Genomic DNA, 25,249 nt, shown 5'->3' with positions numbered 1-25,249 from the left:
GGGGCCGCCTGGGGACGGCGGCCCGTCGTGACTCAGAAATTCGGGTCGAAGCGGCTCGCGCCGGCGGTCCGCTCATCGGAGGACGGGGCACTCGCGCCGCCGCCCGGGCGCCGGGCGCCCGCGCCGCGGTCTCCGGCACCGGACGTGGGCGGGACGTGCCCGGCATCGTCACCGGGTCGTCCGATACGGCTGCCACGGCCGGGGCGGCCGGTGTTCCGGCGCCACCGCCGGTTCCCGTCGCCCCCGGAGGTCCGGGAGCCGCCCGAGGTGCGGGCACCGCGGCGGCCGTCGGCGCCGTCCCGCCGGGAAGCCGCGGACCGCCGGTCGTGGAAGACGATCTCCAGTCCGCCGCCGAGGGAGGCGGAGCCGCCGGGGGACAGCGTGATGTCCCGCCCGCCGTCCGGCCGGAACAGGAACCGCCCGGAGGCGGAGCGCCGCAGCCGGTGCACGGCGGCCGCTCCCGGTCCGGCGCGCCGCAGGGCGGGGGCCGTGCCCCGGCCCCGGTCCACCGTGAAGCGGAACTCGCCGCCGGAGCTCTGCCCCGGGCGGACGGTCAGCTCGTCCGGCCTGATGCCGTCGCCCCGCAACTCCAGCCGGACGCCGGTGAGATCGCGCCGCCGGTTCCGCGCCCGCAGCCGTACGGCCGCGAAGGCGGCCAGCCCGAGCAGCAGGACGGCGGCGGCGAGGAAGGCGCCCCACCACTCGCCGACGACGGTGGGTTTCGGTTCGACGACGACGCCGATGAAGCTGTTGTCGAGGACCCGGCTGTCGTCGTCCGTGTCCACGACCGTGATGCGGCCCCCGATCTCCCCCGGAGCCACGTCAGGGTCCAGGGAGAGCGTGAGCGGGACGCTCCTGCGGCCCTCCGCGGGCACCTCGACGGTGGCGGGTGAGATCCGCACCCCGCCGCCCGGCGGGCGGTCGGCGAGGGCCAGCCGCAGGGTGTGTGCGGTGGAGTCGCTGTTGCGGACCTCCAGCCGGCCCCGCACCTCACCGCCGGGGTGGACGCTGCCCCGCTCCACGGTGAGGGCCGCCTTGACCGGCGGTGTGCCCAGGGTGACGCGGGCGTTGAGCGGCCGCCGGTCGCCGGTGACACCCGGCGCGGACATCCCGGCCCGCAGGGCCAGATCGCCGTCGGCGCCGTCCGGCACGGTCAGCGTCCCGGTGAAGCGGACGTCCCCGGCGCGCCGGTCGGGCCCCTTGCCGTCGTCGGCGAGGGGGACGGAGAGGGAGTCGAAGCCGCTGCCCGAGAGCTGCGCCGAGACCTTGATGCCCTTCAGCAGCCGCGGATCGTCGATGACCACGCCGCGCCGGGTCTGCATCCGCACCTCGACGACGGTCTTCTCCCCCGGCCGCGGCGAGGCCGGGTCGAGGGTGACGGCGGAGCGCAGCTTGCCCTGCCAGATGGCCCGCACCGCCACCTCGCGGTCGCGGTGCCCCTCGGGCGCCTCCAGGTGCACCCGCCATGTGCCGGGGCGGGGGTTCTTCACGCGCAGCGCCTCGACCGGCCCGTTCTGCCCGGTGGCCTCGAAGACGGAGCCGTCGAACGTGCCCCGGGTGGGGACCTTGCGGCCGCGCGGGTCGTAGTAGGTCGCCGTCACCTTCGGATCGTGTTTGCTGACGGTGATGGAGCCGTCGGTGGCGATCTCGGGGATGGTGACGGTCAGATCGGCGGGCGGTTTGCCCACCGTGCCCTGGGCGACCCGCGCGCAGCGCGCGGCGGCGAAGGTCTCCTGGAGCACCTTGCCGATCTCGGCCGAGCCGTCGAGCACGCGCGGCCGGGGCCGGGCCGAGGGCAGGTCCGCGCAGCCGTTGCGGTAGCCGCCGGCGGCCATGGCGGTGAGCATCTTCCGGTCGACGTCGCCGAAGCCGAGCGGCCAGATCTGCACGGACTCCTCGCGGGCCCGGGCCAGTTGCTCGGCCAGTTGCTCCTCGGCCTCCTCGGTGCGGCTCCTCGGGTCGTCGCCGTAGGCCCGGCTGTCGCGGACGTCGAGCCGGCCGTCGGTGAGCAGGAAGACCACCCTCGGGGTGGCGGGCTCGCCGTCCTCGGTCAGCCGGTCCAGTGCCTGCCGCAGGGCGGCGGGGAAGTCGGTGCCGGGGCCCATTCTCCGTTCGTCCCGGCGGGACAGTTCCTTGACGCAGTCGCTGAGGTGGTCCCGTCCCACGGCGTCGGCCACCGTGAGCTGGCAGACCTCGCGCACCGCGGACTGGCCGGGCTTCTCGGAGCTGCCGAAGCCGATGACCGTGGCCCGGGAGCGTTCGGATATCTCTCCCTGGGCGATCAGCGCGGCGGCCTCGACCTCGCGGGCCAGGTCGTCGGCGGAGAGGCTCTTCGACTGGTCGACCACCACGGCGAAGTCGACCGGATCGGCGCCTTCGGCCGCGGCGGCGCGGGATCCGGCGGGGGCGGAGGCCGCGAGCGGGGCGGGTGCCCCGGGTGCGGCGGCCGGGCCGGCGGCCGTCGTGGCGGCCATGGCGGCCAGGCCCAGCAGGGCCCCGGCCAGTGTTCTCGTCCTTGACGTGTTTCTCATCTGAACCGTCTCTCACCACAGCCATGGGGAAGGGCCGGCGCCGCGGCGGGCGCCGGAGCGCGGCCGCTTCCGGGCGGCCGCCGGTACGCGTCGGGGGGCGGGGCGGCCGGGTGCGGGGCCGGGCCGGCCGCCGGGGTGGGCGCCGCGGGTCTCGTCCGGGTGCTCATGTGTCGTCCCAGTCGTCGAAGTCGGCGCCGAACCGGGTGCGGCGGCCGGCGCCGCCCCGCCGCTCCTCGCGCTCGCGCTGTTCCTCGCGGGCGCGGCGCTCCTCCTGGGCCCGTTCGGCGGCGGACTCGACGCTCGTGGGGCGGTGGATCCGGGGTTCCTCGTCCCAGGGCGGCAGCTCCGGCTCGGGCGGCCGGCCCCGGTCGTCGCGGTACGGGCCGGGGTGCCGGTCCCGGTCGTCGTGGTACCGGCCCGGGTCCCGGGGGCCGTCCCCGCCGCCGTGCCTGTCCCCGTCGCCGCGCCTGTCCCCGTCGCCGTCCTCGTCCCGGAAGCCGTGCCCTTCCCGGAAGCCGTCCGGCCGCTCCTCCCGGTACCGGCCCGGGCGCCCGGGGCGCGGGCCGTCCTCCAGTTCCCGCCGTGCCGGGCCGGTGGACAGCACCCGGTCGGTGACCCCGCCGATCACCCCGCCGGTGCTCTCCCGCAGATGCTGGAGCACCTCGTACATGCCGTCGTCGATGTCGTGGCGTTCCAGGATCCCCCGGTCGATCAGCCGGTTGAAGAGATTGATGAAGTCGGCCTGGCCCTGCCGTTTCTCCTGCCGGATGGCCTGGCGGATCTCCCACTCCTTCTCGGGGTTCCGCGCCATGTGGTAGATGATCTCGGCCTCTTCGCCCCGTTTCAGCACGGATTCCAGCTCGGCCGCCCGGTCCCGGGCGAGCCGGCGCTGGTGCGCCTCCCTGCGGCGCTCCGCCTCCGCCTGCGCCTCTTCCGTCGTCATGTCGAGGTGGATCTCGTCGCGCTCGCCGAGCCGCTGCCGGATGGGGTCGCTGAGGTCGACGAACACCCGGGTCGTGAGGCGCAGTCCGAGGTCGCGGCCGAGGTCCGGGTGGCCCGCCGCCAGCTCCGCCCGGACCGCCTCGTCGGCCCGCTGGGCCTCCGTGAGCCGGAACCGGCGCGATACCTGGCGCAGCCCGTACAGCAGTTCGCCCTCCAGCAGTTCGCGCAGGTCCCAGACGCGCTTGCTGACGACCGCGTACGGGTCCTCGACCTCCCAGTGCACCTCGGCCCGGGCGTCAAAGAACTGCGCGTCACCCGCGGCCGGGAGCCGGAGTTCGAACACCGTCACATTCCGGCCGAGGAGCACCTCGAAGACGGTGAACGGCTCGCGGAACCAGGGCTTGTCCCGGTCCTCCCGGCGGTCCGGCCACACCACGCTGTGCCCGCCGTTGCCGTACAGCAGCACGGCGGCGATCTGGCCGCTCCGCCGGGTGTAGGGCGGCGCGCACTCCCGCACCAGCGGGCCCGCCGGCCGCCCCTTCAGCCGCTCGCCCTGTTCTCCGCCCGCACCGGCGGCCGGCTCTGCCGTCGTCATCTCCCGCCTCCTTCTCCCACCGCGTCCCACATCAGGCGGGCGTCGTCCTTGTCCAGGGGTTCGTCACGGTCCCGGACCAGGCGCGCCAGGAGATGGCGCAGCCGGTCGCGGTCCCTGCGCTCCACCGCGATGCGGCGCAGCAGATCGCAGGCGAGCTCCCGCTGCTCCGCGTCGCCGGACGAGCGGCGCAGGAGCGTGCCGAGGGTGTCGAGCGCCGCCTGTCCGGAGCGGGCGGTCGACAGGGTGTGCCGCACCAGGGCGGCGAGGGCGCCCGCCAGCTGCGGATGGGCCGCGGGCACCGCGAGGACCAGCGGCTTCCGGTCGTGCCCGGCCACCGGTTCGGCCGTGTCGGCGAGCCCCCACAGGAAGGTGGCGCGGGTGCCGAGCGCCTTGATCACGCTCAGCAGGACGAGGTCGGCCGTCTCCGTCCGGCCGCTCAGCAGCCAGTCGGCGAGACGCCGCACCACCGTCTCCGGCTCGGGCCCGGCCAGCAGCCGGGCGACGCTGAAGGAGGCCAGGGCCGTCAGGTCCGGGTCGTCCCCGTCGCGCACCAGGACGGCCAGCGCGTCGAGCGAGGCGGAGACGGAGCCGGCGGCCATGCCGTAGCCGTGGGCCAGGGCGGTGGTGCTCACCAGTTCCGGTTCCCCGCAGACCGCCCACTCCTTGAGGAGGGCGTGGACGGCGGGCCGCACCGCGGGCTCCCGGGCCGCCTCGGCCAGCGCCGTGGCCGCCGCCATCCGCTGCACCGCGCCGTCGGAGCGCGCCAGGGGGCCGATCAGCTCCCCCGCCCCGTGGACCCAGTCCCAGGAGCAGAGCACGCCCGCCGCGACGGAGGCCCGCACCCACAGCTGGGGGCGGGGGTCGCCGCAGAGCGACCGCAGCCAGCGGACGAGGGGGCCGCGGGCGTTGTGGTAGCCGTGCCACACCTCCCGCAGCACGGCCGTGGGCAGGGCGTCGCCCTGGAAGCTGATGGCCCGCACCGGCACCCGGGCGTCGCCGAGGTCCAGTTCGGCGTCCTCCACGACGGCCCGGGCGGCGGCCGGCCGGACCTCGGCGTGGGTGCCGAACAGCCGCCGGCCCACGGACGCCTCCGGGTCGAGGGTGGCCGCCATCTCCGCGGCGAGCCGCTCACCGGCCTCGGCGGTCAGGCTGTGGGCGGACCCGTTGAACACCGCGACGGCGATGCGGAACGCGGAGGTGCTGAGGGAGGGCAGGGCCTCGGGCAGCGTGCCGGGGTTGTCCGCCCCGGCGAACCAGGTACGCGCCTGTGCCCGGACGAAGGTGGCGCAGTCGTCCAGCAGTTGGCGGTGCGTCAGCTCACCGCGCAGGCATTGTGCGAGGTGGTCGGCGAGCCGGGCCGCCTCCGCGGGCCGCAGTTCGGCCAGGCCGAGGGCCTCCTTGACGTCCGGCCCGGCGGCCAGCTCCAGGGCCTTGCCGAGGGCCTCCGGGGGCTCGCCCTTCAGCAGGACCCTCAGGTGCCGCAGCAGGACCTGTTCCGCGGGCGGCGGCGGGCAGTACACGCCGTAGCGGCCGCGGAGCATGCGGTCCGCCAGGTCCCCGCTCTCCACCAGCACGATGCCGTAGGCGCCGGCCTCGGCGAGCTTGCCCCGGAGGCGGTCCAGGTGGAGTTCGGTGAGGACGGCGCCCGGGGGCCGGGAGCGGGCGCCGGCCCCCGGGCCGCGGGCCCCGTCCCGCTCCGGGGTGGCTCCCTCGGCGCCCTCCGCCTCGGGCATGATCTCCAGCAGATGGCCGTGGCCCCCGGTCACCTCCTCGATCTCGCGGACCCTGCCGCCGGGGTCCAGCCGGATCACGCGGTTGCCGGTCACCTCGGCGAGCAGGGAGAGTGCCGTGGCCGTACGGCCGCTGCCGCACTCCCCGCACAGCACCAGCAGGCCGCGCTCCCGCAGGCGGCGCTTCATCCGCTGGTAGCCGGAGGTCTCGCAGTAGACACCGGCGAGGCGGTCCAGCTCCTCGGCGTGGACGGGCCCCTGGAGCACGGCCGGGCCGCCGCCGGACGACTGGCTGATGAAGTAGTTGCCCTCGAAGTACTGGCCGTCGGTGGCGAAGCTGACGCTCCGGCCCGCCCGCCCGGCCGCGAAGGTGCGGCGCGCCGCGTGCGCCGTGCCGGAGCCGCCGGTCCCGCCCGAGCTGCCGAGCGGGTCGCGCCCCGCCTGGTCGAAGCGCCGGTCCTCGGGCCGCTCCGGGCCGTCCTCGGGGGTCCGGTTCTCCTCCGGCGCCTCCCCGGAGGACTCCGGCCGGGGGCTGTCCCGCGGGGCGTCGCGGGGGCCCTCCCGGGCCGGGGCGTCTCTGGCCGGGGCGTCCCGGACGGGGGCCGCGTCCTGGTCGCTCATGCGCCGTCACCGGTGTTCCGCGCGTCCGTCTCGCGGCCCTGGGCCGCGCCCCCGGCGGCTTCCCTGCGGATGCCGGTGAACCCCCCGTTGATCACGTTGTTCTCGAAGTACAGGAGGTCGCCGCGGGCCGTGATCCGTCTGCCGCCGGGCGTGCCGCCCTCGGGCTCCGGCGGGCCGCCGTCGCCGTCACCGCGTCCGCCGTCACCGCCCCGCGCCGGCCCGTCCCCGGTGGGCGGTTCCGGCGGCGGCCCGGCCGCCGGGGGTCCGGACGGACCGGGCGGCCGCGGGATCCCGGGCGCGGGTGACCGCGGGATGTGGAACCAGGCGGTCTCGTCGGTCTCCTTGGACCGCACCCGGGCGCTGCGGTAGTGCTCGGGCTCCACGTACCGGCCGCCCTCGGCCACCACGTTCTCGTACAGCCAGTCGGAGACGACCAGCAGCAGGTCCGCGCCGGGGGTGCCGGCCATGATGTCCTTGGCCACCGGGCTGTCGCAGAGCCGGCAGGCGAGGTCCACGGCCCGGCCCACCAGCCCCCGGCCGTCGTTCATCACCGGTCCGGCGTTCATCCCGACCCGCAGCCGCAGCCGCTCCGCGCTGCCCGCGTTGTGCTCGCGCAGGCACTGGTAGAGGGTGTCCGCCCAGCGCCCGACCATGAGCGACGGCGGGACCGCCGGGTCGAGCGCGGTGAGGATGCCGTCGCCCCGGTCCTCCTGGTGAAGCCGTCCGGGTTCGATGTCCACCGAGGCGTACGCCTCGGCGAACGCGGCGTACATCCCGTCGCGCATCCGTCTCTTCGCGTGCATCCCGAGCTTGCCCGAGCCGCAGGCGTCGCCGAAGACGACGAGCCTGTTGACCGCTCCCGCAGTGTTCACCCGATCCCCCTGTGCTGTGGTGCCGCGTACCAACGTGGCCGTGAACCGCGCACGGCGATGTAGCCGTTTACACAGTCGGCGCGGAAATCTCCGGCCGCGCTCCCGGCCGCACTCCGTTCCGCGCCCGCTCCGGCCCGCCGTGCGCCGGTGATGACGGCGGCCGCCGGTCCGTACGGGCCGGCGCCGGCCGGGGCGCGCCTGCTACGGGGACGCGGGTCGCACCCTCGCCGCCCCGGGGCACGGCCTCGCCGCTCATCCCCCGGACGGGGCGGCTCCCCGGGGGCGGCGGCACAGCCCGGCCGAGCGCGGTGGGAACCACCGGCGGATAGCGGAATGAAGAATTCCGCTCGAACGCATTCACTTTCGGCCCCCCGTGCACAACCTTCCGACCGCCGACGGCCACGGCCCTCGCGGTGTGGCCACTCTCAGCAGCACGCCGGTTGCCCAACAAGGAAGTTGAGGATTCCTCACCCGATGGAATGAAATTCCGGGCGGAACTCCCGATTCACGCCACCCCAGCCGCTAGGAGGCCGCCTCTCCCCCTCGGTACTCGCCTTGCCCCGCTCGTCCGAGCCGGAGGTCGTCATCACGGCGGGCCTTATGGGCAAGGCGGGGCTGATGCATTCTCAGCCGGCGAGATGAGCTGATCGCTTACGTCGAGCACCCGGCTCGGGATGCCCGGGTGCCGGTGGGCCCGCCGACCGGTACTCCAGGATCAGGGAGCCACGGGTTCCCCATCGGTGCCGGCCAGGTCGATCTCGGGGTTGTTCTGCCGGTTCCACCAGCCGCCGACAGCCTCTGTCTCCGGCCATCGCTCGTCCGGCAACAGCCGCAGCAACGACTCTCGGATGAGAGGCTCGACCGCACGCCCCCGCCAGGTGGTCCAGGACCGCTCGATGCACTCCAGGGCAAGACCGCCCCGGCCGCGCTCGATGAGCGGGATGCCCCGCCGCAGGAAGGCCGGCCAGAACCGGAGATACGGATCCGCGATGCGGTAGCGCTTGTTCCTGGTGTCGGCCTTCGCGGACAGCGGCAGGCCGGACGCCAGAACCCGCTCGGCCTGCAGGGTGTTCAGCAGCGGTGCAACTCTCCCACTAAAACGCAGTTTCGATATTACGTAGATTGAATCTTACTTGGACGGTAGCTACTTCAGCGCCGGGCGTGGACCGTCGGAGGCATAGCGTGGCCACCGAACGCCACCCGCCTTCGCACCGGGGAATCCCCCGGCCGGCCGGGGCGAGGGGGAGCAGGCAGGCCCCCTGGCCCCCTGGCCCCCCGAGGACGTCCGCGCATGCGCCGCGCCCACGAAACGCCGGTGGGCGCCCCGCGCGGAACACGGGGCGCCCATCGGTCGGTTCAGGTGCTCAGTCCGCCCAGGGGATCTGCGGTGAGCGGTAGTAGTCGATGCCCAGGGCGTCCCAGCGCGGGCCGTGGGTGGCGATCCGCTGCCGGTAGTCCGCCCAGTCGTGCGTGGCGGCCGGGGACCAGCCCAGCTCCGCGATGCCCGGGAGGCGGGGGAAGGCCATGAACTCGATGTTGTCGTTGGTCTCCAGCGTCTCGGACCACATCGGCGCCTCGACGCCCAGGATCTTGTCCTCCGCCACGCCCTGCAGATAGCTGCCCGGGTCCCAGTCGTAGGACTGCTGCGCCTCGACGTAGCCGGCCCAGCTCAGGCCGAGCGGGGTGTTCTCGTCGTACTTCATGTCGAGGTAGGCCCGGTTGGCGGGCGAGAGGATCATGCGGGTGCCGTTGTTGGCGGCGTCCGCGACCTCCTGCTCGGTGCCGGTCGTGCCCCAGTACTGGGCGACGGCGCCCTCGACGGGCTTCGCCCCGGTGATCTGGTGCCAGCCGACGACGGTCTTGCCGTAGCGGCCGACGATCTCCTGGGCGCGGTCCATGAAGGCCACGTAGTCCTCGTGCGGGGTGGAGTGGGCCTCGTCGCCGCCGATGTGGAGGTAGCGGCCGGGCGTCAGCTCGGCGAGTTCGCGCACCACGTCGTCGACGAAGTCGTAGGTGATCTCCTTGTCCACGCAGAGCGAGCTGAAGCCGACCTCGATGCCCGTGTAGAGCGGCGGGGCGACGCCGTCGCAGTTCAGCTCCGCGTAGGAGGCCAGGGCGGCGTTGGTGTGGCCCGGCATGTCGATCTCCGGGACGACCTCCAGGTAGCGCTCGGCCGCGTAGGCGACGATCTCCCGGTAGTCGTCCTTGGTGTAGTAGCCGCCGGTGCCGCCCCCGACCTCCGTGCTGCCGCCGTAGGTGGCCAGCCGGGGCCAGGAGTCGATCGCGATCCGCCAGCCCTGGTCGTCGGAGAGGTGCAGATGGAGCTTGTTGATCTTGTAGAGCGCCATCTGGTCGATGTAGCGCTTGACCTGCTCGACGGTGAAGAAGTGCCGGGAGACGTCCAGCATCGCGCCGCGGTACGCGAAGCGCGGGGCGTCGGTGACGGTGCCGCCGGGGACGGTCCACGGGCCGGACTGGCGGCTGTCCGCCTCCACCCGCTCGGGCAGCAGCTGACGGAGCGTCTGCACGCCCCGGAAGAGGCCCGCGTGGCGCGGGGCGGTGATGGTGACGCCGCCGGGCGAGGAGCGCAGCCGGTAGCTCTCGGCGGCCGCGCCCTTCTCCTCCGCGCCGCCCCGGGCCTGCTTCCCGGCTCCGCCCGCGGAACCGAGCCGCAGCTCGATGCCGCCGCGGCCGGGGCGGGTGGTGACCGGCAGCTTGTAGCCGGTGGAGGGGCGCAGCACCGAGGCGAGCTGCTCGCCGATCCGCCGGCCCTCGCGCGAACGGTCCACGCGGATCAGGGTCTTGGGGCCGATCCGGTACGGCTTGCCGCCGGCCCGCACGGATGCGGGTGCGGGCACGAGCCGGTCGAAGCCGGCGGCCGGGGCGGCCCCGGTGGAGCGGTCCGGGGCGGCCGAGGCGGTTCCGGAGGCCGCGGCTCCGCCGGTGACGACGAGCAATAACGCGCAGAAGACTCTCGCGATGCCCCGGGGTTGTTTGCTGGGTGCGCCAGTTCGTCGCACGACGATCCCTTTCGACGGTGTCTGTCCGAGTGGGTGGAGCGACCGACGGGTCCCATGAGACCGGCGCGCCCGACCCGGGTCAAGGGTGTAGACCAATTTAGGTGTAGACCAATTCGGGGGCCCCGGGCCGGGCCCGCCCCGGCGCGGCCCCGCCGCCGCGGCCCCGGCCCCGCGGGCTCCGTACTCCCGGAAGGACGGGAGGACGGGAGGACGGGAGGACGGGAGGACGGAAGTGACGGCCCGGGAAAGCGGCGTCGAGCGGAACCACCGCCTCCCGCCCGCCATTTGAAAGAATCCGCGCATGGCGGAAATCACCCAGCAGGACGGCACCTGGACCTTCGACGGCGAGACCGTCCGCATCGTGCCCGGCCACGACAAGAGCGTGAGCCTTCTGCGCCGGAACCTCGGCGAACTGGCCGTCCCCCTCGCGGCCGTGGCCGGCGTCTCCCACGAACCGGGGCGCAAGGGCGGCCGGCTGCGGCTGCGTCTCCGCCACGGCGCGGACCCGCTGCTCCAGGTCACGGGCGGCAAGCTGGACGGCTCCAACGACCCCTACCGGCTGGCCGTGGAGTCCGGGCGCGCCGACCTCGCCGGGTACTTCGTCGACGAGGTGCGGAACGCCCTCCTCCTGGAGCAGGTGCCCTCCGGCCCCACCGACCGCTATCTGCTGCCGGGCCCGTCCGTGCCGCTGTCGGCGAGCGCCGGGGACGGCACGGTCTCCTTCGACGGTGAGCAGATCCGGCTGGAGTGGAACTGGAAGACGGACGAGTCGAAGAAGTCCGGCGGGCCCCGGGCGATCGCGCTGCGCGATGTGGAGGCGGTGGAGTGGTCACCGTCGGCCGGGCTGGAGAACGGCTACCTCCGTTTCCTGCCGAAGGGCTCCGGCGCCGTGGCGGGCGGCAGCCGCATGCCGGCCAAGCACGACCCGTACGCCGTCGATCTGTACGGCTTCCGCAAGGACCCCCTGATGGCCCTGGTCGCCGCGGCCGTGGCCGCCCGGCTGCCCCATCCGGCCGCCCCCGCCGAGCCGGGCGGGACCGGCGGCGGAGCCGGAGACTCCACCCCGTCCGCCGTGGCCCTGGCCAAGACGCCGGACCCGGTCCCGGCTCCCCGGAGCCCGGGCGGCGAGGACCACGACGCGCTGCTGCGGCGCCTCCGCGAGCTGGGCGAGCTGTACCAGGCGGGAGTCCTCACCGACGAGGAGTTCACCGCCGCCAAGAAGGCGGTACTCGGCCGCTTCTAGCCGCTTTCCCCACCGGTTCCCCACCGGTTCCCCACCGGGCCTGCCCGATTCCGGGCAGATTTCTTGCACAAGCGGGGCGCCCAACGCCACTATCAGACGCATGCTCGAACGCCCCGCGTCCCACGACGACCTGGTCGACCACCTGGTCCGCTCCACGCCGCTCCAGCGCGGCGAAGCGGTCCGGGTGGTGCTGGACGTGCTGGCGTACTTCGACGAGACGGTCGAGGAGTTCGTCCGCCGCCGCCACCGCGAACTGCGGTCCGCCGGGCTGGCCAACGCGGAGATCTACGACCGGATCGCGGCGGAACTGCCGCACCGCGCGGTGGCACCCCCCGAGCTCTCCCTGAGGCAGCTGCGCCGCATGATCTACGGCTGACGGCGCCACCGGAGCGGGACGGACGGAGCACAGCGGAGCCCGCGAGCAGAGGCAGAGCAGAGCAGCACGCAAAGAGCACCTAGCACGACAACGAACGAGGGTCTGGGGTACAGCCATGTGTGGAATCGTCGGGTACATCGGCAGGAGAGACGCCGCCCCGCTGCTGCTGGAAGGGCTGCAGCGGCTGGAGTACCGCGGCTACGACTCGGCCGGCATCGCCATCGGCGCCGGGAGCGGCAAGGGCACGAAGGGCGCGAAGGGCACGCAGGGCGGCGCGCTGAGGACCGCCAAGGCCAAGGGCCGGGTACGGGACCTGGAGGCCCGCCTCCCCAAGCGCTTCGCCGGCACCACCGGCATCGCCCACACCCGCTGGGCCACCCACGGCGCCCCGAACGACGAGAACGCGCACCCCCACCTGGACGCCGGCGGCCAGGTGGCCGTCGTCCACAACGGCATCATCGACAACGCCTCCGACCTGCGCGCCAGACTCGTCGCCGACGGCGTCGAGTTCCGCTCCGAGACCGACTCCGAGGTCCTCGCCCACCTCATCGGCCGCGACGCCTCCGAGACCCTGGAGGAGAAGGTCCGCGGCGCCCTCCGGATGATCGACGGCACCTACGGCATCGCCGTGCTGCACGCCGACTTCCCGGACCGGATCGTCGTCGCCCGCAACGGCTCCCCCGTGGTCCTCGGCATCGGCGAGAAGGAGATGTTCGTCTCCTCGGACGTGGCCGCGCTGGTCAGCCACACCCGCCAGGTCGTCACCCTCGACGACGGCGAGATGGCCACCCTCAAGGCCGACGACTACCGCACCTACACCACCGAGGGCAGCCGCACCTCCGCCTCCCCGACCACCGTGGAGTGGGAGGCGGAGTCGTACGACATGGGCGGCCACGACACGTACATGCACAAGGAGATCTCCGAGCAGGCCGACGCCGTCGACCGGGTGCTGCGCGGCCGGATCGACGACCGCTTCTCCACCGTCCACCTCGGCGGCCTCAACCTCGACGCCCGCGAGGCCCGCGCCGTCCGCCGCGTCAAGATCCTCGGCTGCGGCTCGGCGTACCACGCGGGGCAGATCGGCGCCCAGATGATCGAGGAGCTGGCCCGCGTCCCGGCGGACGCCGAGCCGGCCAGCGAGTTCCGCTACCGCAACGCCGTGGTCGACCCGGACACCCTCTACATCGCCGTCAGCCAGTCCGGCGAGACCTACGACACCCTCGCCGCCGTGCAGGAACTGAAGCGCAAGGGCGCCAGGGTGCTCGGGGTCGTCAACGTCGTCGGCAGCGCCATCGCCCGGGAGACGGACGGTGGCGTCTACGTCCACGCCGGCCCGGAGGTCTGCGTCGTCTCCACCAAGTGCTTCACCAACACCGCCGTGGCCTTCGCCCTGCTCGCCCTCCACCTCGGCCGCATCCGGGACCTCTCCGTCGCCGACGGCAAGCGGATCATCGCCGGGCTGCGCCGCCTCCCGGAGCAGATCGCCGGAATTCTGCGCGGTGAGGAGCGGATCGCGGAACTGGCCGCGGAGTACGCGAACGCGAAGAGCATGATGTTCGTCGGCCGGGTGCGGGGCTTCCCCGTGGCCCGTGAGGCCTCCCTGAAGCTCAAGGAGGTCAGCTACGTCCACGCCGAGGCGTACCCGGCGTCCGAGCTCAAGCACGGCCCGCTGGCCCTGATCGAGCCGGCCGTGCCGACCGTCGCCGTCGTCCCGGACGACGACCTGCTGGAGAAGAACCGCGCCACGCTGGAGGAGATCAAGGCCCGCAGCGGCCGCATCCTGGCGGTGGCGCACCGGGAGCAGGAGAAGGCCGACCACACGATCGTGGTGCCGAAGAACGAGGACGAGCTGGACCCCGTCCTGATGGGCATCCCGCTCCAGCTGCTGGCCTACCACTCGGCGCTGGCCCTGGGCCGGGACATCGACAAGCCGCGCAACCTGGCCAAGTCCGTGACGGTGGAGTGAGACCGGCCCGTCCGCGGCGGAGTACGGGCCCGTGCCACCGGACGGGAGGCGCCGGGACGAGGGGACGGGGCCGGCCCCCGCGCGTGCCACCGTACGCGCGGGAGGCGGTCTCCCCCGGGGGCCCGCGCTGCCCTGCGCGCCGGCCCGGATGCCGTCCGCCGGTGACCGTCACGTCCGGACGGCGGCACCACTCCCCAGGTCAAGTACCCGCCACCTGGGCGCGTTTCACCCGTACGCGCGAGTAGTTTCCGCACGTCCGGGCGGTGTACGGCGGCGCGGGCCGGCGGTTCCGGGCTGCGAGCCCCGCTCCGGGCGGCCCCGGGGACGGTGACGGAATCCGGCCGCGGCGACGGCGGCACACGAGGCGTGAAAGGGGCGCTGGGAGGCAGAGGGGCGCAGCGGGGTTTCGGACACCTCCGCCGCCCGGGGCTTCCGGGCCGGCACCGCCGGTGCGCCACCCCGGACCGGCGCACTCCGCACCGGTCCGCGCCCCCACCCGGGGCACGGCGGCTCGGCGGCGGCTCGGCGGCGGCTCAGGGGTGGCTGAGGGATGGCCGAGGGGTGGCCGAGGGCGGCTCAGGGCACGGCGACGACCGGGCGCCGGGCGCGGCGCGTCAGCCGTCCGGCGACCGAGCCGAAGATCCGGCCGGCCAGCCCGTGGGTGGAGCCCACGACGATGGCGTCGGCCGCGTACTCCCGGCCGACCTCCTCCAGTTCGTGGCAGATGTCCCCGCCCCGTTCGACCAGGATCCACGGCACTTCGGCGAGGTGGTCCGCGCAGGCCAGCTCCAGTCCGAGCACCTCGGTGCGGTGGTCCGGCACATCGACGAAGACCGGGGGTTCACAGCCCGCCCAGACCGTGGTGGGCAGCCGGTTGGCCACGTGGACGATGATCAGACCGCTGCCGGTGCGCCGGGCCATGCCGATGGCGTAGGCCAGGGCCCGCTCGCTGGAGGTGGAGCCGTCGAAACCGACGACGACACCGTGCCGGAAGGCGGGATCGCAGGACTGGCGCGTCTCGTCCGCCGCTTCCAGGTCCGCCAGGGGATCGGCGACCTGCTTGCGGTCGGCGGGTTCGGGGATCTCGTGACCGGCCATCGGTGTCTCGGCGAAGAATGTCCTCTGCGGAGGGAACGGCGGTTGGCGGCCGAGCGGTCGCGGGGGCGGATAGTCCGGGAATCTACTTCCCAAGCCCTTGCCCCAAGGGTACGGCGAGTTCCCCCGCCTGCCCAGGCTCCGCCACCGGTCGGCCCGGGGCCGGCAACCGGCGCAGCCGCTGGTGCGGCTTTCCGGGAGCATGCCCGAGGCGGGCCCTCAGCGCAATGCCTGCTGGTCGGCGGCGTGCCCCGGCTTGCCGGCCCCGGCCGGCCGAGGTCCGGGGGATGCCCGGCGGACGGGCGCGGAGGGCCGGGCGGCCGGCTCCGCGGCGGACTCCGGCCGACGCGGGGCCGGAGCACCGGGAGGGCGGCGGGCGGAGGGCCGGCGCCGCACGGCGAGGGGGCGCACGGCGGGCGCACACGCGCGTGGGTGGCGCGCTGCGTACAACCGTCTGACTCGAACTGTTGATCCCACTCCTTTTCGGCCAACTTGGCGCCGCAGTGCATCCTTTGCCGACCCCTGCCCCCAACCCCCTTCCCACCTGCGAAGAAAGAGCCGCGAACGGCTCTCGCTCCCTACGGGGGCGGCGTCTTGGCCACCGGGCCCACTTCCCACCGGCGCCATCGAGTGCGACGCTTCGTGATCGAATGCTTTACGCCAAGTTGCCATGTCGACTTAGCGGTGGGTGGTGAACTTGTCTCGCCGACCACATGGGACACAGTAGATTCGATCTTGGCCATTCACGGCGGGGGACTCGTGCAGGACCGAGGGGAAACGTGCAGGTTCGACACTATCGAGGAGCCGCGACCACCGAGGGGGGCTTAGTTCCATGAGCCAGGACTCCACGACCGTACCGGAGGCCGCCCGGAAGCTTTCCGGCCGCCGCCGCCGGGAGATCGTCGCAGTGCTGCTCTTCAGCGGCGGCCCCATATTCGAGAGCTCCATCCCGCTTTCCGTATTCGGAATCGACCGCCAGGACGCCGGCGTTCCCCGCTACCGGCTTCTGGTGTGCGCCGGTGAAGAGGCCCCGCTGCGGACGACCGGCGGACTCGAACTGACCGCGCCGTACGGCCTGGAAGCGCTCGCGCGCGCCGGGACCGTCGTCGTGCCGGCCTGGCGGTCCATCACATCGCCGCCGCCGATGGAGGCGCTGCAGGCGCTGCGCAGGGCCCATGAGGAGGGCGCCCGGATCGTCGGGCTGTGCACGGGCGCCTTCGTGCTGGCCGCGGCCGGTCTGCTCGACGGCCGGCCCGCGACGACGCACTGGATGTACGCGCCGACGCTCGCCAAGCGGTATCCGTCGGTCCATGTGGACCCGCGGGAACTGTTCGTCGACGACGGCGACGTCCTCACCTCCGCCGGAACGGCGGCGGGCATCGACCTCTGTCTGCACATCGTGCGGACCGACCACGGGGCCGAGGCCGCCGGAGCGCTCGCGAGGCGCCTGGTGGTACCGCCCCGGCGCACGGGCGGGCAGGAGCGCTATCTCGACAGGTCTTTACCCGAGGAGATCGGCGCCGACCCGCTCGCGGAGGTCGTCGCCTGGGCGCTGGAGCATCTCCACGAGCAGTTCGACGTGGAGACCCTCGCCGCGCGCGCCTATATGAGCCGGCGGACGTTCGACCGGCGGTTCCGGTCGCTCACCGGGAGCGCCCCGCTGCAGTGGCTGATCACGCAGCGGGTGCTCCAGGCGCAGCGGCTCCTGGAGACCTCCGACTACTCCGTGGACGAGGTGGCGGGCCGGTGCGGCTTCCGCTCACCGGTCGCGCTGCGCGGGCACTTCCGCCGCCAGCTCGGCTCCTCCCCCGCGGCGTACCGGGCGGCCTACCGGGCCCGCCGGCCCCAGAGCGGCGCCGAGCGGGCGGAGCGCGCCGACCGGACGGAGCGCCCGGAGCGCCCGGACAGACCCGAGCGCCCGGAGCGGATGGAGCGCCCCGACCGGCACGACCGGCCGGCCGGCGGCGACCCGCGCGCGGACGGCCCCGCGGCCGCCGCCGCCTCGCTGGCCGCCCTGCGCCGCGCGAACGCCGCGCAGCACGGCGGTCACGGGGCGCCGGCCGGGGAGCCGTCCCTGCCGGAGGCGGAGACGTACGCCGGGCGGTTCGCGGAGCACGGCGGCCGGGCGGTGGGGCGGTCCTCCGTGCCCGGTCAGCGCGACCGCCCCGTAGGGTGAGGCGCATGAACGACCGCATGGTATGGATCGACTGTGAGATGACCGGCCTCTCGCTGGCCGACGACGCTCTGATCGAGGTGGCCGCGCTGGTCACCGACTCCGAGCTGAACGTGCTGGGCGAGGGGGTGGACATCGTGATCCGTCCGCCGGCGGAGGCGCTGACCACCATGCCGGAGGTGGTGCGCGAGATGCACACCTCCTCCGGCCTGCTCGCCGAGCTCGACGGCGGGACGACCCTGGAGGAGGCCCAGCGGCAGGTGCTCCGCTACGTCCGCGAGCACGTACCGGAGCGCGGCCGGGCCCCGCTGTGCGGCAACTCCGTCGGCACCGACCGGGGCTTCCTCTCCCGGGACATGCCGGACCTGGAGAGCTATCTCCACTACCGGATCGTGGATGTGTCCTCGGTGAAGGAGCTGGCCCGGCGCTGGTTCCCCCGGGCGTACTTCAACAGCCCGGAGAAGAGCGGCAACCACCGGGCGCTGGCGGACATCCGGGAGAGCATCGCCGAGCTCCGCTACTACCGGGAGGCGGTCTTCGTGCCGTCACCGGGCCCGGACTCGCCGACCGCCAAGGCCATCGCGGCGAAGCACCGGCTGCCCGCCGGCTGAGCCCGTCCGCGGGAGTTGCCGGGCCCCGGGGCTCCCGCGGAAAGCCTGGCGCGACCGCCCCTGCGGAACGTGTACACTTTTTCTCGGCCGGTGCACAGCCGGTCGTGGTGGGTATAGCTCAGCTGGTAGAGCACCTGGTTGTGGTCCAGGATGTCGCGGGTTCGAGTCCCGTTACTCACCCTGAATGATCGAGGCCCGGTCCGCGGAAGCGGACCGGGCCTTCGTCATGCCCGAGCCCGCGGCCACGAAGGCGGGGGAAGCATCCCCGCCACCCGGACCGCCGCCCCGCGCGGGACTCCTCCGCCCGGGGCCGTCACGGAGCCGGAACGGCCCCGATTCTGGGAGCGCTCCCATAGGCAATGTGACCGCCACCGATCGGGGCGGCCGCCAACCCCCCTCGCTTAACAGGCAGTTAAAGGAAAGATCCGTCCGCTCCCTTGTTGATCCCTGGAGGGCGGGTCTAGGGTCTGACTCAGTAAATGGGAGCGCTTCCACAGTCTTGGGAGGGCGTCACCCGACGCGACCGATGACCACGGAGCCCCCTCCGACACCCCCCGCCCCCGTCCCGCCCGCCACGGATGCCCCCCACCTCCGCGGCGGAAGCGGACACCCCCACCCCGGCCGCCGGCCGCACCGCGAGCGAGCGGGCACCACCCCCCGCCGCCGCCCGCGCCCTGCCCGGCTCCGCCTCTGAAGAGCGCCATCCGCCGTCCCCGCAGCCGCACGGACGGCTCCGTTTCTCTCCTCACCGACCCCGCCCGCGAGACGGCGGGTGCGGCGAGGAGGCGTGCCCGCACGGCGCCCGCCCGGACCACTCCACCCGGTCCGGACGGCGGTCGTGCGGCACAGCGGGCGCCCCGGCACCCGCTGTCGCGCACCATCGCACGATCTACAGGAGGATCGCTGATGAGCCGCACCATCTCACCGACGGGCCGCCGCAAGCGCCCGAGACCTACCGCCCTCACGGCCTGTGCCCTCATGCTGGCCGCCGCCGGCACCGGCACCGCGCTGACCGGCACCGCCGCGGCGGCCCCGGCCGCCGCGGGCTGCACGGCCGACTACGCGGTGCAGAACCAGTGGGACACGGGCTTCACCGCCAACGTCACCGTCACCAACACCGGTGACGCCCTGAGCTCGTGGAACGTCGGATGGACCTTCGCCGGCAACCAGAAGGTGACCCAGGGCTGGAACGCCGACATCACCCAGAGCGGTGCCGCCGTGACGGCCGCCAGCCCCTCGTGGGGCGGCGCCCTGAGCTCCGGCGGCACGGCCTCCTTCGGCTTCCAGGCCACGTTCAGCGGGACGAACGCCGTCCCGGGCACCATCACGCTCAACGGCGTCACCTGTACGACCGACGGCAGCGACCCCGGCGACCCGGGCGATCCGGGCGACCCCGGCGACCCGGGTGACCCGCCCGGCGACCGCGTGGACAACCCCTACGAGGGCGCCAAGGTCTACGTGAACCCGGACTGGTCCGCACAGGCCGCCGAGGGCGGCGGCGAGGCGATCGCCGACCAGCCGACGGCGGTGTGGCTGGACCGCATCGCCGCGATCGAGTCGGGCTCCGCCGGTGAGAACACCATGGGCCTGCGGGACCACCTCGACGCGGCCCTGGAGCAGGACGCCGACGTGCTGCAGATGGTCACGTACAACCTGCCCGGCCGGGACTGCGCGGCGCTGGCCTCCCAGGGCGAGCTCGGGCCGGAGGAGATCGACAAGTACAAGAGCGAGTTCATCGACCCGATCGCCGAGATCCTGTCGGACCCGAAGTACGCCGGCATCCGGATCGTCAACACCATCGAGATCGACTCGCTGCCCAACCTCATCACCAACGTCGGCGACCGCGCCACGGCCACCGAGAACTGCGATGTGATGAAGGAGAACGGCAACTACGTCAAGGGCGTCGGCTACGCGCTGGCCACCTTCGGCGACATCGGGAACGTCTACAACTACATCGACATCGGCCACCACGGCTGGATCGGCTGGGACGACAACTTCACGGCCACCGCCGAGCTGCTGCACGAGGCGGCGACCACCGAGGGCGCCACCGTCGACGACGTGGCCGGCTTCGCCGCCAACGTCGCCAACTACGGCGCCATCGAGGAGCCGCACTTCTCCATCGACGAGTCCGTGAACGGCCAGATGGTGCGCCAGTCGGCGTGGGTGGACTGGAACCGCTACGTGGACATCCAGACCTTCTCGCAGGCGTTCCGCGAGGAGGCGGTCTCGGCCGGCTTCAACGAGGAGGTCGGTGTCATCATCGACACCTCCCGCAACGGCTGGGGCGGCCCCGACCGGCCCACCGGGCCCGCGGAGAAGACCACCGTCGACGAGTACGTGGACGGCAGCCGCGTCGACCGCCGCATCCACCAGGGCAACTGGTGCAACCAGGCCGGTGCCGGTCTCGGTGAGCGGCCCGCCGCCTCGCCCGCTCCGGGCATCGACGCCTACGCGTGGATCAAGCCCCCGGGCGAGTCGGACGGTTCCAGCCAGGCCATCGACAACGACGAGGGCAAGGGCTTCGACCGGATGTGCGACCCCACATACGAGGGGAACGCGCGCAACCTGAACAACCCGTCGGGTGCCCTGCCGGACGCGCCGGTCTCCGGCCACTGGTTCCAGGCGCAGTTCGAGGAGCTGCTGGCGAACGCGTACCCGCCGCTGTAGCGGTCCGGCGGGGCGGCCGGTGACCGGGCGCCCCGCCCCCCGTACCAGCGCGGACAGCGTGACAACGCGTTCTCTCCGGGAGGGAGCCGGCGGCCCGCCGGCTCCCTCCTTCCGCGCCCGCCGCCCGACCGGAGCGGTGCGGTGCGCCGCTCAGGACGAGCCGCGGCGCACCAGTTCGGTCGGCAGCACGACCTGCCGGCTGCCGGAGTCGGGCTGCCCGATCTCCCGGAGCAGCACCCGGGCCATGGTCCGGCCCATCTCCTCTATCGGCTGCCGGACGCTGGTCAGCGGCGGGTCCATGTGGCGGGCGACCGGCGAGTCGTCGAAGCCGACGAGCGCCACGTCCTGCGGGATGCGGCGGCCGGCCTCCCGCAGCACCTGGCGGGCCCCGGAGGCCATCACATCGGAGGCGCAGAACACCGCGTCGAGCTCCGGGCGGCGCTCCAGGAGCCGGCGCATGGCGCGGCGGCCGCCCTCCTCGGTGAAGTCGGCGGGCTCGACCAGCGCCTCGTCCGGTTCGTGCCCGGCGGCGGCGATGGCCTGGTGGTAGCCGTCGAGGCGGCACTGGGCCACGTACATGTCGAGGGGCCCGGTGATCGTCGCGACGCGGCGGCGGCCGCGGCCGATCAGATGCTCGACGGCCGCGCTCGCACCGCCGACGTTGTCGGAGTCGACGTACGGCACGGACTCCCCGGCGGCCCGGCGGCCGCTGAGGACCGCGGGCATCTCGATCTCCTCCAGGAGGTCGGGCAGCGGGTCGTCCGCGTGGACGGAGACGAGCAGGACGCCGTCGACCCGGTGCGCCCCGAGGAACTGGGCGAGCCGGTGGCGCTCCTTGGGGGTACGGATCAGGGTGAGCAGCAGCTGGATCTCGGTCTCGGCGAGTTCCGAGGAGATGCCGCGGATGATGTCGGAGAAGTACGGCTCGGCGAAGAGCCGGGTCTCGGTCTCGGGGATCACCAGGGCGACGGCGTCGGTGCGGTTGGCGGCCAGCGCCCGCGCCGCCCGGTTGGGTACGTAGCCGAGCTCGGCGATGGCGTGTTCCACCGCCGTCCGGGTGCGGTCGCTCACCCGGGGCGAACCGTTGATCACGCGGGAGACGGTGCCGCGTCCGACCCCCGCGCGCGCCGCGACCTCCTCCAGGGTGGGCCTGCCACCGTGTCTCCTCGTCATCGGCATGGTCCGCCTCCCGCTCCCAGCCTGCGTCCGTGGCTGTTGGACCATTCAACATCACTCCCCCGACAGCACGTTCCGTCCTACGCCCTTGACACTCTCCCGGCGAGCCGTGAACCTTCAAGACGTCACGGATGAGAGCGCTCTCAAGCGCTCAACCCATACATCTCTCGACGTCTCTCAGCCATGCCCGACCGGCATTTTTCTCCGTTCAATCAGTTCGGCAGGGGGACGATACGCAGGGAGCAGGAGGATGTCATGCGCAGATCAGCCCACATGTCCCGGCGTACAGCGGCCTTGGCGACCACCGCCGCCCTTCTCACCGGCCTGCTGGCTGGTTGCGCGGACGACGGTGGCGGCAGTGACCGGGGAGACTCCGGGGAGAGCACGGACGGCAAGAAGACCGTCACCATCGGCGTCTTCGGCGTCTTCGGCTACAAGCAGGCCGGGCTCTACGACGAATATCAGAAGTTGAACCCGGACGTCGTCATCAAGGAGACGTCCATCGAGCGGGCCGACCAGTACTACCCGCAGCTCCTCACCCACCTCGGGACCGGCAGCGGGCTCCAGGACATCCAGGCGATCGAGGTCGGCAACATCGCCGAGACCGTCACCCGGCACGCCGACAAGTTCGTCGACCTGGGCCGGGAGAAGGGCGTCGACGAGAAGAACTGGCTGGACTGGAAGTGGGCCCAGGCCACCGCCGAGGACGGCCGGACCATCGGTCTCGGCACCGACGTCGGCCCGATGGCCATCTGCTACCGCAAGGACCTCTTCGAGAAGGCCGGGCTGCCCACCGACCGCGAGAAGGTCGGCGCCCTCTGGGCCGGCGACTGGGAGAAGTACGTCGAGACCGGCGAGAAGTACATGGAGAAGGCGCCCTCCGGCACCGTCTACACGGACACGGCGATCGGCCTCTTCAACGCCTCGGTCTCCGGCCGCGTCGAGCGGTACTACGACCGCGGCGGCGAGCTGATCTACAAGGACAGCCCGGCCGTCAAGGACTCCTGGGACCTGGCGATGCGCGCCGTCGAGGGCAAGATGACGGCCCGCCTCAAGCAGTTCGACAAGCCGTGGGACCAGGCGTACGCCAACGGCCGGTTCGCCACCGTCGCCTGCCCCGCCTGGATGCTCGGCTACATCAAGGAGAAGGCCGGCCCCAAGGCGGCGGACAAGTGGGACATCGCGCCGGCGCCCAAGCCCGCCAACTGGGGCGGCTCCTTCCTGTCCGTGCCGGAGGCGGCGAAGAACAAGGAGGAGGCGGTCAAGCTCGCCGCCTGGCTGACGGCGCCCGAACAGCAGGCCAAGCTCTTCGGTAAGCAGGCGTCCTTCCCCAGCTCGCCGGCGACGTACGAGATGCCGGAGGTCGCCGACGCGCGGCACGAGTACTTCGGTGACGCGCCGATCGGCGAGATCTTCAGCCAGGCCGCGGAGGACATGCCCACCCTCGTCCTCGGCGAGAAGGACCTGGCGATCCAGACGGCGTTCACCGACGTCGGCGTCCTCCAGGTCGAGCAGCAGGGCAAGTCGCCCGAGGCGGGGTGGGACGCCGCGCTGAAGAACATCGACAACCTGCTGGACCAGTGAGACGGATGACTGCAGACTCCTCTGCGGCCGCGTCCCCCGGAACCTCGGGTTCCGGGGGACCGGGGGACGCGGCCCTCCGCACGATGCCCCGGACGGCGGGCGAGGCGGGACGGAAGACCGCCGCGACGGCCGGCCGGAGGACGGACCCCGAGGCGGACCCCAAGGCGGACCGGAGGGCCGAGCGGCGCAGCCGCCGCTACCGCCGCGACGTCCGCTGGAGCCCCTACCTCTTCATCTCGCCCTTCTTCCTCTTCTTCACCGCCTTCGGGCTCTTCCCGCTGCTCTACACCGGCTGGGCCTCGCTGCACCGGGTGTCGCTGCACGAACCGACCACCATGGAGTGGGCCGGGCTGCACAACTACACCCGGCTCCTGGAGGACGAGTTCTTCTGGAACGCCCTGCGGAACACCTTCACCATCGGTGTGATCTCCACCGTGCCGCAGCTGCTGATGGCGCTCGGGCTCGCGCACATCCTCAACTACCGGCTGCGCGGCGCGATGTTCTTCCGGGTCGCCATGCTCGCCCCGTACGCGACGTCCGTGGCGGCCGCCACGCTCGTCTTCGTACTGCTCTTCGGGCGCGACTACGGAATGATCAACTGGGCGCTGGGCTTCCTCGGCATCGAGAACATCAACTGGCAGACCGGGCACTGGACCTCGCAGCTGGCCGTGGCCTCGATCGTCATCTGGCGGTGGACCGGCTACAACACGCTGATCTATCTCGCGGCCATGCAGGCCGTACCGCGCGATCTGTACGAGTCGGCGGCGCTGGACGGGGCCACGCGCTGGCAGCAGTTCCGCCATGTGACCATCCCCTCCCTGCGGCCGACGATCCTCTTCACCATCGTCGTCTCCACCATCGGGGCCACCCAGCTCTTCGGTGAGCCGCTGCTCTTCGGCGGCGCGGGCGGGCAGAAGGGCGGCCCGGACCACGCCTACCAGACCCTCGGCCTCTACATGTACGAGCAGGGCTGGTTCAACTTCCATCTCGGCCGGGCCTCGGCGATCGCCTGGGCGATGTTCCTGATCCTGCTGCTGATCGCCCTGGTCAACTGGCTGGTCGTCCGACGGCTGAGGAGAAGCTGATGAAGACCCTCGTACCGGCCGGCGGGACCGGCAAGGCCGGGGAGAGCGGCGGACCCGGCACGCCCGGGACACCCGGCGGGGGCGGCGGCGCCGGGAAGGCCCGCGGCACGGCGGGGAAGGCCGGCCGGGCCGGCGGCCAGTCGTACGGCGGACGGATCAGCTACGCCGTGCTGATCCTCTTCACCGCGGGCTCGCTCTTCCCGCTGGTGTGGACGGCCGTCGCCGCCTCCCGCGACAACACCCGGCTCTCGCAGACGCCGCCGCCCTTCTGGTTCGGCTCCGATCTGCTGCCCAATCTGCAGACCGCCTGGACCGACGCCCACATGGGGCTGGCGCTGCTCAACACGGCCGTGGTGGCCGGGACCATCACGGTGGGCACCGTCCTCTTCTGCACCATCGCGGGCTTCGCCTTCGCCAAGCTGCGGTTCCGCTTCCGCGAGGTGCTGCTGATGCTGGTGATCGGCACGATGATGATCCCGCCGCAGCTCAGCGTGGTGCCGCTGTTCATGACCATCGCCGAGCTGGAGTGGACCAACCAGCTCCAGTCCGTCATCCTGCCGACGCTGGTCAGCGCCTTCGGGGTGTTCTTCATGCGGCAGTACCTCGTGGAGGCGCTGCCGAGCGAGATCATCGAGGCGGCGCGGGTGGACGGCGCGAACAGCATCCGGGTGGTGTGGCACGTGGTGTTCCCGGCGGCCCGGCCCGCGATGGCCGTCCTGGCCATGCTGACGTTCGTCCAGGCCTGGAACGACTTCTTCTGGCCGATCATCGCGCTCACCCAGGACAACCCCACGGTGCAGGTCGCCCTGACCGGGCTGGGCCGCGGCTACATCCCCGACCAGTCGGTGATCATGGCGGGCGCGCTGCTGGGGACCCTGCCCCTGCTGCTGGCGTTCACCCTCTTCGGCAAGCAGATCGTCGGCGGCATCATGCAGGGGGCCGTCAAGGGCTGATCCTCCAGG

The 25,249-nt window shown here is 73.2% G+C and carries 17 protein-coding genes and 1 tRNA gene; 10 read left to right on the top strand and 8 right to left on the bottom strand.

The annotated features are described in order from the left end of the window. Positions 1-32 precede the first annotated feature (32 nt). From SXIN_RS20495 to SXIN_RS20470, 6 genes are all read right to left on the bottom strand, one after another. Positions 33-2,531 carry a vWA domain-containing protein gene (locus tag SXIN_RS20495; RefSeq protein WP_095757335.1) on the bottom strand — a complete coding sequence of 833 codons (2,499 nt, stop codon included), beginning with the start codon at positions 2,529-2,531 and terminating at the stop codon, positions 33-35. Positions 2,532-2,694: 163 nt separating this feature from the next. Continuing rightward, positions 2,695-4,068 (bottom strand): hypothetical protein, encoded by a 1,374-nt coding sequence (locus SXIN_RS20490; RefSeq protein ID WP_095757334.1) that lies wholly within the window; start codon positions 4,066-4,068, stop codon positions 2,695-2,697. Next, entirely contained in the window at positions 4,065-6,419 is a 2,355-nt protein-coding gene (locus tag SXIN_RS20485) for a hypothetical protein (RefSeq protein ID WP_238153817.1), read from the bottom strand. Before SXIN_RS20485 ends, SXIN_RS20490 begins: the two co-directional genes overlap by 4 nt. Beyond that, positions 6,416-7,291, bottom strand: coding sequence for a hypothetical protein (locus SXIN_RS20480; protein WP_095757333.1), 876 nt, complete (start codon positions 7,289-7,291; stop codon positions 6,416-6,418). The genes SXIN_RS20485 and SXIN_RS20480 overlap by 4 nt, the downstream gene beginning before the upstream one ends. A 715-nt stretch (positions 7,292-8,006) precedes the next feature. Then, positions 8,007-8,246 carry a DUF234 domain-containing protein gene (locus SXIN_RS33075; protein ID WP_420341094.1) on the bottom strand — a complete coding sequence of 80 codons (240 nt, stop codon included), beginning with the start codon at positions 8,244-8,246 and terminating at the stop codon, positions 8,007-8,009. 409 nt (positions 8,247-8,655) lie between these two features. Then, positions 8,656-10,311, bottom strand: a complete 1,656-nt coding sequence (locus tag SXIN_RS20470; RefSeq protein WP_050931157.1) for a beta-N-acetylhexosaminidase — start codon at positions 10,309-10,311, stop codon at positions 8,656-8,658. 301 nt (positions 10,312-10,612) lie between these two features. On the opposite strand from SXIN_RS20470, the gene SXIN_RS20465 reads away from it, so the two are divergent. From SXIN_RS20465 to glmS, 3 genes are all read left to right on the top strand, one after another. Further along, entirely contained in the window at positions 10,613-11,554 is a 942-nt protein-coding gene (locus tag SXIN_RS20465) for a DUF4429 domain-containing protein (protein ID WP_095757331.1), read from the top strand. A 100-nt stretch (positions 11,555-11,654) separates the two neighbouring features. After that, positions 11,655-11,930: a hypothetical protein gene (locus SXIN_RS20460; RefSeq protein ID WP_019711433.1), complete on the top strand. Its 276-nt coding sequence runs from the start codon at positions 11,655-11,657 to the stop codon at positions 11,928-11,930. A gap of 115 nt (positions 11,931-12,045) precedes the next feature. Then, positions 12,046-13,896, top strand: a complete 1,851-nt coding sequence (glmS, locus tag SXIN_RS20455) for a glutamine--fructose-6-phosphate transaminase (isomerizing) (protein WP_019711434.1) — start codon at positions 12,046-12,048, stop codon at positions 13,894-13,896. A 576-nt stretch (positions 13,897-14,472) separates the two neighbouring features. On the opposite strand, the gene SXIN_RS20450 is transcribed toward glmS, so the two are convergent. Further along, positions 14,473-14,994: a universal stress protein gene (locus tag SXIN_RS20450; protein WP_019706644.1), complete on the bottom strand. Its 522-nt coding sequence runs from the start codon at positions 14,992-14,994 to the stop codon at positions 14,473-14,475. Positions 14,995-15,823: 829 nt separating this feature from the next. Between SXIN_RS20450 and SXIN_RS20445 the strand changes: the two genes are divergently transcribed. The 4 genes from SXIN_RS20445 to SXIN_RS20430 all read left to right on the top strand — a co-directional run bounded on the left by SXIN_RS20445 (position 15,824) and on the right by SXIN_RS20430 (position 20,442). Next, entirely contained in the window at positions 15,824-17,167 is a 1,344-nt protein-coding gene (locus SXIN_RS20445) for a helix-turn-helix domain-containing protein (protein WP_192883608.1), read from the top strand. Between the two features lie 5 nt (positions 17,168-17,172). Then, on the top strand, positions 17,173-17,775 hold the full coding sequence (gene orn, locus SXIN_RS20440; RefSeq protein ID WP_019711436.1) for an oligoribonuclease: 603 nt from the start codon (positions 17,173-17,175) through the stop codon (positions 17,773-17,775). 107 nt (positions 17,776-17,882) lie between these two features. Beyond that, positions 17,883-17,955: transfer RNA gene (locus SXIN_RS20435), tRNA-His, on the top strand. A 726-nt stretch (positions 17,956-18,681) separates the two neighbouring features. Further along, positions 18,682-20,442 (top strand): glycoside hydrolase family 6 protein, encoded by a 1,761-nt coding sequence (locus SXIN_RS20430; protein ID WP_019711437.1) that lies wholly within the window; start codon positions 18,682-18,684, stop codon positions 20,440-20,442. 150 nt (positions 20,443-20,592) lie between these two features. On the opposite strand, the gene SXIN_RS20425 is transcribed toward SXIN_RS20430, so the two are convergent. Beyond that, entirely contained in the window at positions 20,593-21,621 is a 1,029-nt protein-coding gene (locus SXIN_RS20425; RefSeq protein WP_019711438.1) for a LacI family DNA-binding transcriptional regulator, read from the bottom strand. Between the two features lie 252 nt (positions 21,622-21,873). Between SXIN_RS20425 and SXIN_RS20420 the strand changes: the two genes are divergently transcribed. From SXIN_RS20420 to SXIN_RS20410, 3 genes are all read left to right on the top strand, one after another. Beyond that, positions 21,874-23,202: an ABC transporter substrate-binding protein gene (locus tag SXIN_RS20420; RefSeq protein ID WP_039823989.1), complete on the top strand. Its 1,329-nt coding sequence runs from the start codon at positions 21,874-21,876 to the stop codon at positions 23,200-23,202. An 83-nt stretch (positions 23,203-23,285) separates the two neighbouring features. Next, positions 23,286-24,287: a carbohydrate ABC transporter permease gene (locus tag SXIN_RS20415; RefSeq protein WP_019711440.1), complete on the top strand. Its 1,002-nt coding sequence runs from the start codon at positions 23,286-23,288 to the stop codon at positions 24,285-24,287. Next, positions 24,287-25,240 carry a carbohydrate ABC transporter permease gene (locus tag SXIN_RS20410; protein WP_095757330.1) on the top strand — a complete coding sequence of 318 codons (954 nt, stop codon included), beginning with the start codon at positions 24,287-24,289 and terminating at the stop codon, positions 25,238-25,240. Before SXIN_RS20415 ends, SXIN_RS20410 begins: the two co-directional genes overlap by 1 nt. Positions 25,241-25,249 lie beyond the last annotated feature (9 nt).

It is taken from the genome of Streptomyces xinghaiensis S187, from assembly GCF_000220705.2.
Lineage (GTDB): Bacteria > Actinomycetota > Actinomycetes > Streptomycetales > Streptomycetaceae > Streptomyces > Streptomyces xinghaiensis.
The sequence above is the reverse complement of the archived record's forward strand: the minus strand, read 5'-3'. Positions and strand labels throughout refer to the sequence as shown.